Origin of the sequence: Amycolatopsis mongoliensis (assembly GCF_030285665.1) — a bacterium.
Classification (GTDB): domain Bacteria; phylum Actinomycetota; class Actinomycetes; order Mycobacteriales; family Pseudonocardiaceae; genus Amycolatopsis; species Amycolatopsis mongoliensis.
In genome coordinates, this window is record NZ_CP127295.1 from 9,317,432 (window position 1) to 9,333,852 (window position 16,421).

Consider the following 16,421-nt stretch of genomic DNA (forward strand, 5'->3'; position numbering starts at 1 on the left):
GCATGCCTGGCTCGCGCAACCGCCGTACGCCACTCTCGTCCGCACGCCGGTCAGCCGTCCACCTCCATGGCGTCCGGGTCGGCGGCCCAGCCCGGTTCGCGGCCGGCGCGCTGCTGGCCGACCATCTGCTGCATGCGTTCCTGCTGCGCCTGGATCCGGTCCCGCACCGCCTGGTCCGACATGTCGACGTCCTTGACGTCGTCGTCCCAGTACTTCTGCTTGTCCGCGTCGGTCGGCTGCCCGAGGCGGTGGCCCATCTCCTTGTCGTGGATGAACATCGGCATGTCCTCTTTGGACACGTTGGCGCCGTCCCGCACGACGTCGCGCGCCGTGTGCATCTCGATGACGTCGTCGTGCGAGACCGGCGGGGTGTGGGTGGTGCCGCCCGGCACACCGACACCGCCGGTGCCGTCGCTGTACTCGATCGACTTGCCCTCCATCTTGTCCACCATGTGGTGGTAGGAGTCGTCGGCGACCTTGCCCTGCACCGTCCCGGCGGTGGGACGGAAGGAGTCCCGTGCGGGGGCGGGTTGCTCCGCGTGGGTCATCTTCGGCTCGTTGGGAGTCTCGATGTCGTTCTTGTAGTGCGGGTTCGGCTCCCAGTTCTGGATTCGCTCGGGCACACCGGGGGTCTTCTTGTCGCTGATGTAGGCGGGGTTGTCGATCATGCCCCCGTCCTTGTGCTGGTGGGCGTAGGTGAGCTGGTTGAGCTGGACACCGTCGCTCGGCCGGCCTTCCCGCAACGTGTTGCCGAGGGATTCGCGGTAGGTGTCGGCGTTGAACCCCGAGCCGTCCTTCTCGCCGCGCACGCCGGTGCCGATGTTGTCGCGGTGCGCCTGCGCCGACTCCTGGTAAGCGGGCGCGTCGTCTTCCATGCGCCGGGCGTCCTTGATGTTGGCGGCCTCGTCCGCGGTTTTCGGCCCGCGACCGCCGGCGTTGACACCGTCACGGATCTGCTTCTCGTGGGCGTTCGCCCGCTGGAACTCGTCGCCGCCGATGGCCTTGTACCCGATCGGGTGTTCGGACTCGTGCGTCTTGCCGCTGACGAGCTTGTTCGGGTCCTTCCAGGTCGAGTCGTTCTTGATCTCGTTCTGGTACTTCTCCCAGGTGCGCGCCTGCTCGTGTTTCGTCGTGCCGTACGAGCCGTCGGACTTCGCGGGGTTGCCGTCCGGCTTGGTCTTCACCTTGGGGGCCTTCTTGCTCGGCCCCGCGCCGCCGCTACCGACCAACTGCTGCTTCGCCTTGCTCACCTTGGACTTCGAGGAACCGGAGGCCGCCGCCTGCTGCTTCTTCTTCGCCGCGCACGGGGTGACGGTCGGAGCGAGGCCGAGCGGGTCGGCCAGCGCGGTCGGGTTGTGGACGTAGGCCTGCGAGTCCGGGCCCGGGTCGAGGCCCAGCGGGTCGTGGCTCAGGTAACGCCCGACCTCGGGGTCGTAGTAGCGGTTGAGGTTGTAGTGCAGCCCGGTTTCGGCGTCGTGGTACTGACCGGGGAACCGCAACGGCGTGGTGGTGCGGCCCGGTCCGTCGAGGACCTTGCCCCAGAGCGTGGCCTGGCGGTGCCACGCGACCTCACCGGATTCCTCCAGCAGCTCGCTCGGCGTGCCGGCGAGGTCGGTGACGATCGTGTGGAACCGCTGGTCCGGCGCGCCGAGGACGCGTTCGGTCTGGGTGAGGGCGCGGCCGGTACCCGGTTCCCACTCCCACACGGTGGCGACCGGGGGCTGACCGGGTCCGGTGCGCACCTGTTCGGCGAGGACGTCCCCGTCCCAGGCGAACTGGACCTGCTCGGCCACCCGGCCGTCCGGCGTGAGGCGCTGCTTGGCGACACGGCGGCCCAAGGCGTCGTAGCGGTAGCGCCAGTGCTCGCGCTGGGGCGTGAGCACCGAGGTCAGGCGGCTCTCGGCGTTCCACCGGAACTGCCACTGCGGGCCCGCCGGCCCGGCACCGCGCACGGTGGTGCGGCCTTCGGGGTCGTGGGCGTAGCGGACCGCGCCCGCGGCGGTGAGCAGGGTGCCGCGGTACTCGCGTGGCCCGGCCGTCGGCGCTCCCGGCGTCTGCGCCCGGGCGATGACACCGGTCTGGTGGTAGACGTAGCTCTCCTGCCAGCCGCGGCCCACGACGGCCTGGACGCGGCCCGAGCGGTCCACCTCGAGGGTGCGGGGGCCGGTGATCGCGTCGGTCACCGAAGCCAGGTAACCGTCGGCGAGGTAGCCGTACTCGCGGTGCTGGGTCGTGCGCGTGCCCGCGACGACCGTCTGGGCCACCAGCCGGTCGCCCGGGGCCCAGCTCTGGCGCAATTCCGCGGCACCGAAGCGGCGGACCCGCTCGTGGCCGGCGAGGTCGTGCTCGAAGCGCAGCGAGCGGTTCCCGACGTGCAGCGCGGCGAGCGTGCCGGCCGGTCCGTACTCGAAGCGCGACACCGCGCCCGACGGCGTGTGGCGCGCGCGGCGCCGGCCGAGCTCGTCGTACTCCGAGCGCACCACGCGCCCGTCCACCGTGTCGGCGACCACGCGGCCCAGCGCGTCGTAGGCGAAGGTGACCTCGGCGTCGGCGTTGCGCGCGGAGACCATGCGGCCGGCCCCGTCGTAGGCGAAGGTCGCGACGTCTTCACCGGTGACGCGGCGGACCACCTGGCCCATCACGTCGCGCTCCAGCGTCGTGGTCTCCCCCGCACCGTTCGTACGGCCGATCAGCTGCCCGGCGGCGTCGTAGCGGTAGTGCAGGGTGCGGCCGTTGAAATCGGTCTCGCTGATGAGGTTCCCGGCGGGGTCGTAGCGGTAGCGCCAGACCAGGCCTTGCTCGTTGGTCACCGACACCAGCCGCAGCTCGGTATCGTACGCGTAGGCGAGCCGCGCGCCGTCCGGGCCGGTTTCGGCCACCGGCAGGTCGAACTGCGCGTACTCGGTGCGGGTGGTGTTGCCGCGCGCGTCGGTGCTCTCGTCGGTGTTTCCGACGGCGGAGTCCTTCCACCGCCACGTCGCGCCGTCCGGCTCGATCCGTTCGGCGAGCTGGTCGCCCGCCGCCCATGCGAACCGGGTGACGGCGCCCAGCTCGTCGGTCACCGACGTGGTGCGGCCGAGCAGGTCGTAGGTGTAGCGGGTGACGGCGCCGTCCTCGTCCTCGACGGTCAGCGCCCGGCCCGCCGCGTCGGACTGGATCCGGGTGGTGCCACCGAGCGCGTCGGTGACCACGGCGACGTTGCCGCGCTCGTCGTAGGCGTAGGAGGTCCGGGCACCGAGCGGGTCGACGACACCGGTGACCTTGCCGCGCGCGTCGTACTCGTAGCGCCACGTGGCGCCGTCGGGGCCGATCGCGGCGACCGGGCGGCCCTGCTCGTTGTACTCGGTCAGCGACCGCGTGCCGTCCGGCGCGGTGATCGCGACGACCCGGCCGGCCCGGTCCCGCTCGTAGCGGACCTGGCGGCCCAGCGGATCGGTCCGGGTGAGCAGCCTGCCGTGCTCGTCGTAGGCGAGGCTGGTGGTGTGGCCCAGCGCGTCGGTCTCGGCGATCACGCTGAGCCGGTCGTCGAGGTGGAAGCGGCGCACCGCGCCGAGCGAGTCGGTGACGCTGGTGACGAGGTTCTCGCGGTCGTAGTCGATCGTGCAGTCGAGGTAGCCGTCGGTGCCGCGGGCCCGCACGACCCGGCCCGCGGCGTCGAAGCCGTAGCCGTACCAGCGGCCGTTGACGTCTTCCCAGCGCACGATCCGGCCGTCGGCGTCGTAGGTGAAACGGGTGGGTGTGCCGGCGGCGTCGACGACCTCGGCCAGCCGGCCGCGCGCGTCGTAGGAGTAGCTCGCGACGACCGTGCCGTCGGCAGCCCGCAGCGCGGTGATCCGGCCGCCCGCGCTGTCGAACAGCACCCGGTCGCCGGAGGAGTGGACCAGCTCCGCCGGCACCCCGTTCGCACCGGGCACCACGTCGATGCGGTTGCCGTCGCCGTCGAAGATCGTCCGCAGCGGGAACACGCCGTCGGCGGACTCCTCGAAGAGCAGCGTGTGCTGCTGCTGCGGATCCTCGACCAGGTAGCCGCCCTCGACACGTCGTAGCGGCCGTGCCGGGCCCGCCACCGGCAGCACCGGGGAGTTCACCGGCACGGGGTAGCTCTGGAGGCTTCCGTCGGCGAGCGCGACGTGCACGCCGTCGTCCTCGACCTCGAGCCGCTGGTCCACGGTGGAGCCCCACGACGGGCCGAACCAGCGGCCCGCGCGGTAGGACGAGATGTGCGTGCGCGACACCTCCAGCGGCAACGCCCCGGGGATCTCCAAGTCCGTCTGCGTCAGCAGCATCCACCCGGTCGCCACGTCGATCGGGTCGCCGCACACCGACCGGTCCGGCGGTGGGGTGCCGTTCTCGTGCGGGTTCGCGTTGCTGTCCTTGATGCTCTTGCCGCCGCCGGAGCCGCCGGAACCACCGGAGCTCGAGGTGACTGTCTTGTCGTCCCCCGGCCCCTTCGGGGTCTGCGCCGGAGGCGGTTCGGGGTCGGTCTTGAGCGGCGCCTCGTCGGTCTTCGGCGGTGGCGGGGCGCTGCCACCGCCGGTGGAGCCGCCGTCGCCGGTGCTGGAGGTGTGGGTGGTGTCGTCGCCGCCCTTGGACGCCGGTGGCGGTGTGTGGTCCTTGGGGGTGCCTCCGCCATCGCCGCCGGGGGTCTTCACTGGTGGCGCCTTCGGGGTTCCGCTGATGTCGCCGACCTTGGGCGGCGGGGTGGCCTTGCCGACCTTGAGGTTCTTGAGCGCCTTGCCCGCGTCCTCGAAGAGCGTTCCTGCCCTCTTCAGCAGCGGCACCAGGGCCTTCAGCGCCTTGACGAGCTTGGTGACCAGATCGGTGATCTTCGAGGCGGTTTTCGCGACGGCGGTGACGACCTGGGGGACGACCCAGGTGAGGCCGATGCCGAGGGTGAAGATGACCTGCAGCGCCCAGCTGATCAGGTGGCCGACGAGTTCGGAGATGATGTCGCGCACCAGCGTGCGGACCGCGGCCACGACCTCGCCGGCGGTCTTGACGCCGCTGGAGGCACCTTCGCAGCCCTTCTGCGCCGCTTGCAGGGTCGTGGACACGTCCTGTCCGCGCTGCCGGTAGGCGTCCGAGGCTGGTCCGGACCACGACTGCAGATCGGCTTTGACGGCGTCGGTCAGGTCCGAGGAGACGCTGCCGAGTTCCTTGGCGACGTTGGCCCAGGTCTCGGACTGGGCCTGGATCTCGTCGGCGTTGCCGGTGAGCGCGTTGAGGGCGTCCTTGAGCGGGCCTACGTGCTCCATCAACCAGCTGACACCGGCGGCGAGGATCGCGCCGAACGGGTCCATGGCCATCGACAGGGCGTCGAGCGCCGTGCCGACCGCGCCCATCGCCACCGAGGCCCAGTCGCCGCTCTCGATGGCGGTCGAGAGGTCGTTGGCGGATTCCAGGAGCGAGATGCCGGAGTACGCCTTCGTCGAGTCCTGGGTCTGCGCGATCAACGGGTTGCTCACACCAGCACGCTAGCAGCGGAGGGAGCACAGCGATCTTGGCCGCCGCGCTCCCCCCGCGCCCGGCAACTCGGCTCCGGACAAGTCGGGCGGCTGATCGCCGACTACCGATCCGGCCCGACGGTGCACGAGCTCGGTGACCGGTTCGGCGTCAAACAGCGAACGGTCAGCCGCATCCTCCACCGGCACGGCATACCGATGCGGCGCCGCGGCCTCTCGCCCGCGCAGGTCGACGACGCCGCGTCGTTCATGCGCTGATCGCGTCAGCCCCGTCGTATAGATCGTTATACGGCCTGCGAGCACCCGATCCGCTGCGCCGAACGGGCGAACGAACTCGAACACGTCGTCATAAGTCGCCAGCCTCGCCATCGGTCCAACGTGCATCCGCGCCAACCACACCCGGCCCAGTTCCCTCCTGCGAACGACGCTGCGGACCTACTCGCGCAGAAAGAACCAGACCAGCCCAGCATCCACAAACGTTCAGGTCAACGGCCTGCGATTCGCCTTCTACGGCCACACCTCGACCACCCGCCATCAAGACCGCGTGTCCTCACAGGGCTGGCAACGCGACATGGCCGACGAGTTGGTCGCGGGCCACGGCCAGGTCGTCGCCGCCTACTTCGACGCCGGCACCTCACGCCGCGTCCCATGGCGGCAACGCACCCAGACCGCCCGGCTCATGACCGCGGCCTCGAGTTCAGAATCCGCGATCGATGCGATTGTGATCGGCGAATACGAACGCGCCTTCACCGGCATCCAGTTCGCCACCCTCTACACCTGGCGCACTCGGCACGGCCTCCAGCTGTGGCTGCCCGAGACAGGAGGCCCGGTCGACCTCGCCAATCGCGACCACCGGGCACTGTTGGCGCTGCTGGCCACCCAATCGCAGCGCGAAGTGCTCCGCGCCCGCCACCGCGTCCTGGCCGCAATGCACAACCAGGCCACCCAGCAAGGCCGCTACCTCGGCGGCCGGCCGCCCTACGGCTATCAGCTCGTCGACGCCGGCCCCCACCCCAACCCCGCCGACGCCCGCTGGGGCCGGCGGCTGCAACGCCTTGCTCCCGACCCGCGAACGGCGCCGCACGTGAGCTGGATGTTCCGGCAACGCCTGGCCGGGCACAGCGTCGCCAGCATCGCCCGGCACCTCAACGAGCGCGGTGTCCCGTGCCCGTCCAGCGCCGACCCGGACCGTAATCGCCACCGAACTCGAGGCGCTTGGACCTTGCGCACGGTCGCCGTGATCCTGGCGAACCCGCGCTACACCGGCCGCCAGACCTGGAACCGCCGCGCCACCGACACCAGCGGCCCAGCGTCCATACCTGCACTGTCTGTGAAGGCCGCACATCCGGCACTCGTCACCGAACAGGACTTCCTCGCCGCGCAGCAGATCCGGGCGGCCCGACCAGCTCGCGACGGCCGGACCCGCCGGTTCGCGCTCGCCGGTTTGATCCGCTGCGGCGTGTGCGACCGGCGGCTGGACTCGCACTGGAACCACGGACGCCCGACCTACCGCTGCCGTCACGGCTACACCAGCACCCAGCTGGCGAGCCAAGAGCGAGCGAAGACGCTCTACATCCGCGAAGACCAGCTCGTCGACCAGATCAACATGAGACTTGAAGACCAGGTCAACGACGGCTGCACCAGGCTCGAGCCTGACCGAACGCGAAGCAGTCACGTCGCCACGATGTTACGAGGCTCGAGACAGTTCATCATCTGCGACAACGCCGGATGGCGACTACAGGAGATCGATTCAAGCTGAGCTACGATCGAACCAGTTCCAAGATCGCGTTTCGCGATCCGTGGGGTAATACTGTGTCCGAGACTTGAACCCCCATACGTGGGATATCTCCCGTGTTCGGGGAGATCATGCGACCATAGTAGCGCAGAGTAGCGACTCTCGCACGGACCATCTCCCCATCCTGGTGTGCGTCTTCACGACGCTGCCCGCCCTCGGCCAAGCCGCGCCCAGCGCTCATGCCGCGGCTCAGGGGGCACCTGCTCGTCCCTCCCCCGGTCCGTCCCCGGACCCCGCCCTTCCCGTTCACACCCTCGCGCGCGCTGGCTCCCCGCTGGACAATCCCCTCAAGGATTCGCTCGCTTCGAACAACCCGGGAACAACCAGAACACCGGCTACCCGCATTCGCTGACCTGGAGCTACTTCGGTCTATCCGAGGTGATGAAAGACGCTTCGGACTGCGGGCACTACGACTGGTCCATCCTGGACAACGCGCTCAACGAAACCGCGTCTTACGGCAACCAGGCCGCGATCCGGTTCTACATGGAGTACGCCGGTGGCAGCGGCACGCACCCCGCCAATGCCATCCCACCCTGTTTCGACGGACACGTCACGATCGGTAATCCATCGGACTGGGCGCCTGACATCGACAGCATCACTTGCGCCTCGCCGACTCCGCTACCCCTGGGAATCCTGCCTTCCTTCACGAAGCTGCAGGCGACGGTGGGGCGGAGGACGACCAGATCGAACCCGTCGATCAACGCCGAGAGCACCGCGGCGACCTCGATTCCGAGGCCGGGGATAGGGGCGAGCCGCTCCGGCCCGACGCCAGTTCAGCGGCAGTTGTCACACCGATGTCGGGTATGCCGGTGATCATTGCCCACGATCCTTCCCGAGTCGCCTCGGCGAGCCAACGCCAGCGCCAGCGCGGTCGAATCGGAGACCGGCACCGCTGTGCTATGCCGCAAGCCGTCTGACACCAGCTTGGCGAGCGCCGACGTCAACGGCAGGAAGCCTGCGAAAGATAAGGGGTCCGGCTCGCCGAGCCAAGTGGCTTCCCGGACGCCGAGGAGCGCCGCGAGCCCGGCCACCGCTGCCGGCACCGCCGCCAGGCTGCCGAAACCCGCGGCTTCGCCCTCCGGGTCAGTTCTCACAGGTCACGGTCTGAGACGGGCTTGGCAAGCGGAATGAGCGCACCTCAAGGTCGACGGCCACCGCGCCTGCATGCAGATCGCCCCGGCCAGCACCACCGTGCTCACCAGCCGCAACGACATCGACTTCACCCACGAGTTCGCCGAACTCGCCAGCGCACCTTCGCGAACCGGATCGCTGTCGCAGACAAGGGATGCTTGCCCGTGGCGCAGCCGGAGTTGCCGACCGCGGGCGAGCCGCGGGTGCGCTGTTTTGCGGTCGAGCAGGCTCAGCGCCGTCCGGCTGTTCGACGACCGAGGGCAGCTCACCCCCCGGTGGACGGCACGAATCCCGGGAAGCTCTGCTCCCGTTTGCCGAGCCAGTGCGAAATGCGCGCCGGGGCGCGGACGTAGGGATCGGGCACGCCCAGTTTGCGCGCGGCGTCCAGCGGCCAGTTCGGGTTGTAGAGCAGCTCTCGGCCGAGCGCGACCAGGTCCGCCCGGCCGTCCTCGATGACGGATTGCGCTTGTACCGCGTGGACTATGTGCCCGACGGCCATCGTCCTGCTCCCCGTCCGATCGCGGATCTGATGCGCGTAGGGCACCTGGTAGCCGTAGCCGGTTTTCAGGCCGGGGAACGGCAGCCCGGTGATCCCTCCGGCGCTGCAGTCGATGACGTCGACGCCGTGGGCCCGCAACTCCCCGACCAGCTCGACGGTCTGGTCGATCGTCCACTCGACGTCGACGCACGAAAGGCGGACGAACAGCGCCTTGGCGTCCGGCCAGACCGTCCGGATGCGGTCGACGATCTCCACGAGGAACCGGAACCGGTTCTCCGCCGACCCGCCGTAGCGGTCGGTTCGCCGGTTCGCCAGCGGCGAGAGGAAGCTGTGGATCAGGTAGCCGTGGGCCGCCTGCAGTTCGAGCACCTCGTACCCGGCTTCATCCGCCCGTCGAGCGGCGTCCGCGAAAGCCGCCACGGTGTCTTCGATGTCGCGCAGCGTCATTTCGACCGGGGTCTCGGCCCCCTCGAGTCCCATGGGGACCGCGCTGGGCGCGAGTAGCGGCCAGTCCGCGGACGGCGGTGGTGTGCCGGGGAGCCACGGCGGGTTGCGGCGCCCTTTGCGGCCGGCGTGGATGAGCTGGATGCCCGGCACGGCGCCGCCGGCTTTGACGACCTCCACTAGCTGCGCGTAGAGCGGGACCACGCGGTCCTCCCAAAGACCGAGGTCCCCCACGGTGCCCCGGCCACGCCGGTCCACCGTCGTGCCTTCCTGGATGACCAGCCCCGCGCCGCCTTCGGCCAGCCGTCCGTAGTGGACGGTGTGCGTCGGCGTCGGCCGGCCGCCCACTCCGGAGTACTGCCACATCGGGGACACGACCACGCGGTTCGGCAGGCGCACCCCGCGGATCTCGATCGGGCTGAAGAGGGTCGGCGGCATCCCGCTGCTCCTTCACTCGGCGATTGACATGCCCCCACGGCGGACTTACCGTCATGCTACTCATCGATACGTCGTATCGCATAGTGGCACGAGGAGCAGGCATGGCGACGACCCGGATGACGGACAGCCGCGAAGTCCACCGACCGGACGAGACGTCCATCCGGTATTCGATCAGCGGACCGGTTGAGGGACCCACGGTCGTCCTCGTCCACGGCTGGGCGTGCAACCGGACGGACTTCGACGCGCTGACCGGGTTCCTGCCGGACGAATACCGCGTGCTCGCGGTGGACCTCGCCGAGCACGGCGAATCGCGGTCGGCGCGCGACGCCTGGACGATCGAGGAGTTCGCGCGCGACGTCGCCGCGGTCCTCGACGCCGAGGAGGTGACCGAGTGCGTCGTCGTCGGGCATTCCCTCGGCGGGGCGGTGGCGGTCGAGACCGGCCGGCTGCGTCCCGGGCGGGTCCGGCACATCATCGCGCTCGACGCCCTGCACTACCTCTTCCTCTTCGGCGCCATGGGCGAAGAGGAAGCCCGGGGATTGCTGCAACCGCTGCGGGACGACTTCGCCGGGCTGGTCCGCGCGATGGTCGAGGCCGGCTCGCCCCCGGGCACCGACCCGGCGCTCAAGGACGCGCACTTCGCCAAGATGGCCGCGGTGCGGCAGCCGGCCGGGACCCGGGCGTTCGAGGGTCTCGTCGCCTGGGACATGGACGAGGCGCTCGCCGGAGTGGAGCAGCCGATCACTGTGTTCGGCGTGCGCGAACTGGTCACCCGGGAAGCCCTCGACCGGCTGGCGGGCCGGGTCGACGTGGTGCTCGTCGACCTCGGCAGTCACCACTTCCCGGTGGAGTCACCGGAGGGGACGGCCGAGCTCATCGCCGGCGTCGTGAGCGCGCAGGCTGTCAGGGGGACGAGAGCAGGCGGCTGATCTCGTCCGCGGCCGCGACGACCTTCTTGGCCAGCTGCTCTTCCTGCGCGGACTGGTACCGCATCTCCGGGATGCTCAAGGTGACCGCCGCGATGGGTCGTCCGGCCGCGTTGGTGATCGCCGCGCCGAGGGAAGCGACGTGCGGGCGGTACCACGAGGACATGTTCATGGCGTAGCCACGCTCGGTGGTCCGGGCGATCTCCTTCCGCAGGTCGTCGGGAGCGAGCAGCGGCGCGCCTTCGAACTCCCGGGGCTCGGCCCGCAGGAGCTCGTCGACCTCCTGGGGTTCGAGGCGGGCGAGAATCGCGACGCCCCCCGAACTCCCCCCGAGCGGCACCCGCGTGCCGATCTCCATGAAAACGCGGACGAGCTGTGAGCTGTCCTCGCGCGCGACGATCAGGTAGTCGTCGCCGTCGCGCAGGCCGAGGAGCACCGTTTCGCCGGTTTCGGCGGCCAGTCCCTTGATGACCGGCGTCGCCACTTCGCGCAGGTCCTGCTCGCCCGCGCTGCGCAGGCCCAGCACGAGCGCCTTCATCGTGACGCCCCACCGCGCGTGCTCGCGGTCCACGATCCGGAGCCAGCGGGCCTGTTCGAGGGTGACCAGGCAGCGCTGGACGGAGCTCTTCGGGATGCCCGTCACGCGGGCCAGTTCCGAGACGCCGATCGGCTGGCGCACCGCGACTTCTTCGAAGACGCGAAGCGTGCTCAGCACGCTGTTCATCGACCGGATGCTGCTGTTCGGCTTGTCCGGTTCGCCGCCGTCGCCTGCTGTGCCCATGAGGCCACGACCGTACCACTGGACGCACTGCCGTACCTCATCCCGGCACAGCGGCTTCTTTACAACGTCGACCGCGTCGGTCTACTCTGCGGCACAGCGTGCCGCATTATGGAACGGAGTTGCCGTGGATCTGACTGTTGTGGGCGATGTCGTCGTCTCGGGGTGGCCGCGCCGTCGCGGCGGCTCCGACCCCGGCGCTTCGGCGTTCGGGCTCCTGCGCGGCGGCGACCTGACCATCGGCAACCTCGAAGTCCCGCTCACCGGACGGGGGCAGCGCGCGGAAAAGCTGGTCGCCATGCGGGCCCCGACGTCGGGCGCCGCGGAGCTGGCCGCCCTCGGGTTCGACCTGGTGTCCCTGGCGATGAACCACGCGCTGGACTACGGCGCCGACGGAATGCGCGACACCGTCCGCGCGCTCGACGCCGCCGGAGTCGGCCACGCCGGCTTCGGGGAAACGCGCGCCGAAGCGACGCGCGCCCGAGTCGTCTCGGCCGGCGGGGAAAGCCTGGCGTTCTTCAGCTTCTGCTGCGCGCTACCGCGGGGCTTCGACGCGACCGCGGACCGCGCGGGCATCGGCGCCATCCGGGTGCGTCAGTCCTTCGAGTACGACAGCGGCTTCCTGGACGAGACGCCGGGCACGCCGCCGTTCGTCCATTCCGGCGCCCACGAGCCCGACGTGCGGGCGGTCGAAGCCCTGGTCCGGGAGGCGAAGCGGCACAACGGCTTCGTCGTCGTCGCACTGCACTGGGGCGTTCCGCACTGCTACCTGCCCGCGGCGCAGGGGCCGCTGGCCCAGTACCAACAGCCCTTGGCCCGGCGGCTGATCGACGCGGGCGTCGACCTCGTCATCGGGCACCACCCCCACTGCCTGCACCCCGTGGAGTTCTACCGGAACGGGATGATCCTGTACTCGACCGGCAACTTCGTCTTCGACTGGTGCGACGGCTGGAACGCCGAAGCGATGGTGCCGAAGGAAGACGCCCACCCGGCGGCCCCCTACCAGCCCGCCCTGGTGCGCGGCCCCTGGTTCGAAAGCGCCGTGTTCCGCGTCGGGCTGGGCGGCGCCGACGGCCCCACCCTGCGCCTCGACCCGATCGAACTCGACCCGGACAGCCAGCCGGTCCTCCCGAGGCCGGACGTCGCCGCCTCGATCCTGGCGCAGTTCGCCGAGGCGTCCCGGGCGCTGGACCCGGCCATCGTCGTGGACGGCGACGGCACCGTGCGGCGCACCGCCGCCGAAGTCACGACCGCCTAGCCGCCACCGACCGCAGAGGAGCGTTCCCGATGTACAGCCCCGCCGCCAAGCCCGACGACTACGAATCGTTCCCCTACCTCCGGCGTGGAGCCGACTTCCCCGCCGTGGAACTGGCCGATCCGAGTGCCCGCCGAAGCCGCTTCACCGCCGGTTCGGACGACGACCGGCGGGCGCGGATCGACCGCCTGCTGGCGGACAACGTGACCATCAGCTTCCACGACCACCCGCAGCTGCTGCCGGCCGACTTCGCGGACACGCGCGACTTCCTGCGCGCCAAGCACGAGTTCACCGCGTTCGCCGAGCTGCGTCGGGCCGGCCTGACCGCGGTCTTCGACAACTGGTTCGGCGTCATCGGCAGCACGCGCCGGGCGGGCTGGAAGTGGGACGACCTCATCACGACGCTGGGCCTGCGGCTCGCCGACCTCGCCCACCAGGACGGCGTCGTCGTCGCCCGCACCGTCGGAGACATCCTCGGCGCCCAGCGCGACGGGCACGTCGCCTTCGTCATGGGCACCGAGTCCGCCGGCATGATCGAGAACGAGCTCGATCGCATCGACGTCCTCTACGGACTGGGCATCCGGCAGATGGGCCTGGTCTACGCGGAGGCCAACACGCTCGGCAGCGGCCAGAAGGAGCGGCGCGACGGCGGCCTGACCGCCTTCGGCCGGCGCGCGGTCGAGCGCATGAACGCCGTGGGCATGCTCATCGACGTCTCCCACGCGAGCGACCGGACGAGCCTGGACGCGATCGAGGCGTCGGCCAAGCCCATCGCGATCACGCACGCCGGCGCGCGGGCGGTCTGGCCCATCGCCCGGATGAAACCGGACGAAGTCCTCAAGGCCTGCGCGGAGCGCGGCGGCGTGCTGGGGATCGAGGCGGCGCCGCACACCACCCTGTCTTACGACCACCGGGCACAGTCCATCGAGTCGGTGATGGACCACTTCACCCACGCCGTCGAGGTGATGGGCATCGAGCACGTCGCGTTCGGCCCGGACACGCTCTACGGCGACCACGCCGCCTTCCAGAAGGCCATCAGCGACGTGATCGGCTCGTCGACCGTGTTCGACGCGGGTGACCTCGAGTGGGAGCGGGTCAGTCACGTCGACGGGCTCGAGAACCCGACCGAGAACTTCCGCAACATCGCCGGCTGGCTCGTCGAGCACGGGTACCGCGACGACGAGATCACCGCCGTGCTCGGCGGCAACATCCTGCGGCTGCTGGGCGAGGTGTGGCGATGACCGGCATCGAAAGCGCTTTCGCCCGGCACCTCGACGACGTCTTGGCGCTGTCGCACGCCATCAACGCCGATCCCGAGCTCGCCTTCGAGGAGCACCGGACCTCGGCCGCCATCACCGACGTCCTGGCTCGGCACGGATTCGCCGTCGAGAAGCCGGTGGCGGACCTGCCCACCGCGTTCGTGGCCTCGGTGGGTTCGGGTGAGCTGGTGTTCGGCATCTGCGCCGAGATGGACGCACTCCCCGGGATCGGGCACGGCTGCGGGCACAACACGATCGCCGCGGCGGCCGTGGGCGCGGCGTTGGCGCTGGCGCCGTTCGCCGACGAGCTGGGGCTGACGCTCAAGGTGTTCGGCACGCCGGCGGAGGAACGCGGCACCGGCAAGGAAATCATGGTCAACCGCGGCGTCTTCACCGGGACGCACGCGGCCATGATGGTGCACCCGTCTCTGAAGGACGTCGTCAGTCCCCAGTTCCGGGCCTCGCGATCCTGGCGGATCGAGTACACCGGCCGGGGCGGTCACGCGTCGCGCCCGTGGAACGCGCTGAACGCCGCCGACGCGGCGGTCGTCGCGCAGACCGCCATCGGGCTGCTGCGGCAGCAGTTACGCGACGGCGTCCGGGTCCACTGCGTGGTGCAGGAGGCCGGTTCGGCCGTCAACGTCATCCCCGATCGGGCGGTGGCCGAGTGCATGATCCGCTGCGACACCATCGCCGAAGTCGACGAGGTCTGGGCCCGGGTCCGCCGGTGCTTCGAAGCCGGCGCGCTCGCGGCCGGAACCACCGTGGACTTCACCACCCAGCCGTCGCTGTACCGCGAGTTCCGGCACGACCCGGGCCTGGCCGCGCTGTTCGAGACCCACGCGAAGACCTTGGGCCGCACGTTCCCGGACTACCCGGACAAGCTGTTCGGCTCGACGGACATGGGCAACGTCTCGCAGGTGATCCCCGCGCTGCACCCCATGCTGTCGTTCGACCTCCCGGCGGAGGACGGGAACCACACGGCCGCCTTCGCGGCCGCGGCCGGCAGCGCGGAAGGCGACCGGTTCGTGCACGACGGCGGCCTGGCGATGGCGCTGACGATCGCGGACGTCGCTCGGTCCGCACCGATCCGGGCCCGGCTGACGGCCTCCGGGAACTGAAGGAGAACGACCATGGAACCCACGCGGATCGGCACGGCCCCGGCGGCAAAGGCCGGACGGGGCAACCGCCGGGCGCTCGTCGCCGGCAGCATCGGCAACGCCGTCGAGTTCATCGACTGGGCGGTGTACACGACGTTCTCGTCCGTCTTCGCGCACCACTTCTTCCCGCCGGGCAACGACAGCGCGGCCCTGCTGTCCACTTTGGCCATCTTCGCCGTCGGCTTCGTCGTGCGGCCGATCGGCGCCGCGGTCATGGGTGCCTACGCGGACCGGCACGGCCGCAAGAAGGGCCTCGTGCTCACGATCGGCCTGATGGCCGCGGCGACGTTCGTCATCGGCGTCTCGCCGTCCTACGCCCAGGTTGGCCTCGCGGCGCCGATCATCCTGGTGATCGCGCGCATGGCGCAGGGCTTCGCCGCCGGCGGCGAATTCGGTTCGGCGTCGGCCTTCCTCGTGGAGTCCGCCGGGCCCGGCCGCCGGGCGTTCGCGGGCTCGTGGCAACAGGTCTCGGTCGGTGTCGGCATCCTCATCGCTTCGGGCATGGGCGCGATCGTCACCTCGGCGCTGCCCCGGCAGGCGGTGGACAGCTGGGGCTGGCGCCTGGCGTTCGTGGTCGCTTCGCTGTTCGGGCTCATCGGGCTCTGGCTGCGCCGCTCGGTGGAGGAAACGGCTTCGTTCCGCCACGTTCGCGGCGACCGGCGCAACGTCCTCGTGACGATGCTCCGGCAGCACCCGAAGGCGGCGTTGCGCGTGTTCGGCCTGAACATCGCCGGCGTCGTGCTCTACAACATGTGGCTGACCTACCTGCCCACCTATGCGACCGTGTCCACGCACATCCCGCTCAACCAGGCTTTGCTGGCCAACGTCATCGGGCTCGTCACGTTCGTGGTCCTCCTGCCGTTCGCCGGGATGCTGTCCGACCGGATCGGCCGCAAGCCCACCCTGGTGGCGTTCGCCGGCGGGTTCCTGCTGCTCGCGTGGCCCGCGTTCCGGCTGCTGGACGGTGATTTCCGGCTGCTGCTGCTCGTCCAGGTCGCCGGGCTGGTCCTGCTGCTCGGCTATTCGGCCAACGTCGCGGCCGTGATGGCGGAGCAGTTCCCGCCGGAGGTCCGGGCGACCGGCATCGGCCTCCCCTACGCGTTGTCGGTCGCGGTGTTCGGCGGCACCGTCCCGTACCTCACGACGTGGCTGACCACCCACGGGCTCGGGACGTGGGTGTGGCTGTACTGCGCGATCGCCGCCGCGATCGGCCTGGTCGTCTACCTGACGATGCCCGAAACGAAGGACAAGGTCATCGACTGACCAGGACGGCG

11 protein-coding genes are annotated in these 16,421 nt (G+C 70.4%); 6 read left to right on the plus strand and 5 right to left on the minus strand.

Features of this window, described 5'->3' with window-relative positions; genetic code table 11:
• Positions 1–50: 50 nt before the first annotated feature.
• Together QRX60_RS44680 and QRX60_RS51730 are read right to left on the minus strand one after the other, a co-directional pair.
• Positions 51–5,465 (minus strand): DUF6531 domain-containing protein, encoded by a 5,415-nt coding sequence (locus QRX60_RS44680; protein WP_285997520.1) that lies wholly within the window; start codon positions 5,463–5,465, stop codon positions 51–53.
• Positions 5,466–5,474: 9 nt separating this feature from the next.
• Complete coding sequence (locus QRX60_RS51730) at positions 5,475–5,831, minus strand: hypothetical protein (protein ID WP_408630181.1); 357 nt, start codon at positions 5,829–5,831, stop codon at positions 5,475–5,477.
• A 202-nt stretch (positions 5,832–6,033) separates the two neighbouring features.
• Here QRX60_RS51730 and QRX60_RS44690 point away from each other — a divergent pair, with 202 nt between their 5' ends.
• Positions 6,034–7,221: a recombinase family protein gene (locus tag QRX60_RS44690; RefSeq protein ID WP_285997521.1), complete on the plus strand. Its 1,188-nt coding sequence runs from the start codon at positions 6,034–6,036 to the stop codon at positions 7,219–7,221.
• A gap of 809 nt (positions 7,222–8,030) precedes the next feature.
• On the opposite strand, the gene QRX60_RS44695 is transcribed toward QRX60_RS44690, so the two are convergent.
• Together QRX60_RS44695 and QRX60_RS44700 are read right to left on the minus strand one after the other, a co-directional pair.
• Positions 8,031–8,351 carry a hypothetical protein gene (locus QRX60_RS44695; protein WP_285997522.1) on the minus strand — a complete coding sequence of 107 codons (321 nt, stop codon included), beginning with the start codon at positions 8,349–8,351 and terminating at the stop codon, positions 8,031–8,033.
• A gap of 302 nt (positions 8,352–8,653) precedes the next feature.
• The gene (locus QRX60_RS44700) at positions 8,654–9,769 is read right to left on the minus strand and encodes an oxidoreductase (RefSeq protein ID WP_285997523.1); all 1,116 of its coding nucleotides are present in this window, start codon (positions 9,767–9,769) and stop codon (positions 8,654–8,656) included.
• A 101-nt stretch (positions 9,770–9,870) separates the two neighbouring features.
• Here QRX60_RS44700 and QRX60_RS44705 point away from each other — a divergent pair, with 101 nt between their 5' ends.
• Entirely contained in the window at positions 9,871–10,698 is an 828-nt protein-coding gene (locus QRX60_RS44705) for an alpha/beta fold hydrolase (RefSeq protein WP_285997524.1), read from the plus strand.
• On the opposite strand, the gene QRX60_RS44710 is transcribed toward QRX60_RS44705, so the two are convergent.
• Positions 10,673–11,476 carry an IclR family transcriptional regulator gene (locus QRX60_RS44710; RefSeq protein ID WP_285997525.1) on the minus strand — a complete coding sequence of 268 codons (804 nt, stop codon included), beginning with the start codon at positions 11,474–11,476 and terminating at the stop codon, positions 10,673–10,675. The genes QRX60_RS44705 and QRX60_RS44710 overlap by 26 nt on opposite strands.
• Positions 11,477–11,600: 124 nt before the next feature.
• On the opposite strand from QRX60_RS44710, the gene QRX60_RS44715 reads away from it, so the two are divergent.
• The 4 genes from QRX60_RS44715 to QRX60_RS44730 are packed head-to-tail and all read left to right on the plus strand — an operon-like array spanning position 11,601 to position 16,410.
• Positions 11,601–12,731, plus strand: a complete 1,131-nt coding sequence (locus QRX60_RS44715; RefSeq protein WP_285997526.1) for a CapA family protein — start codon at positions 11,601–11,603, stop codon at positions 12,729–12,731.
• A gap of 29 nt (positions 12,732–12,760) precedes the next feature.
• Entirely contained in the window at positions 12,761–13,969 is a 1,209-nt protein-coding gene (locus tag QRX60_RS44720; protein WP_285997527.1) for a dipeptidase, read from the plus strand.
• The gene (locus QRX60_RS44725) at positions 13,966–15,108 is read left to right on the plus strand and encodes a M20 family metallopeptidase (RefSeq protein ID WP_285997528.1); all 1,143 of its coding nucleotides are present in this window, start codon (positions 13,966–13,968) and stop codon (positions 15,106–15,108) included. The genes QRX60_RS44720 and QRX60_RS44725 overlap by 4 nt, the downstream gene beginning before the upstream one ends.
• A gap of 12 nt (positions 15,109–15,120) precedes the next feature.
• Positions 15,121–16,410: an MFS transporter gene (locus QRX60_RS44730; protein ID WP_285997529.1), complete on the plus strand. Its 1,290-nt coding sequence runs from the start codon at positions 15,121–15,123 to the stop codon at positions 16,408–16,410.
• Positions 16,411–16,421 lie beyond the last annotated feature (11 nt).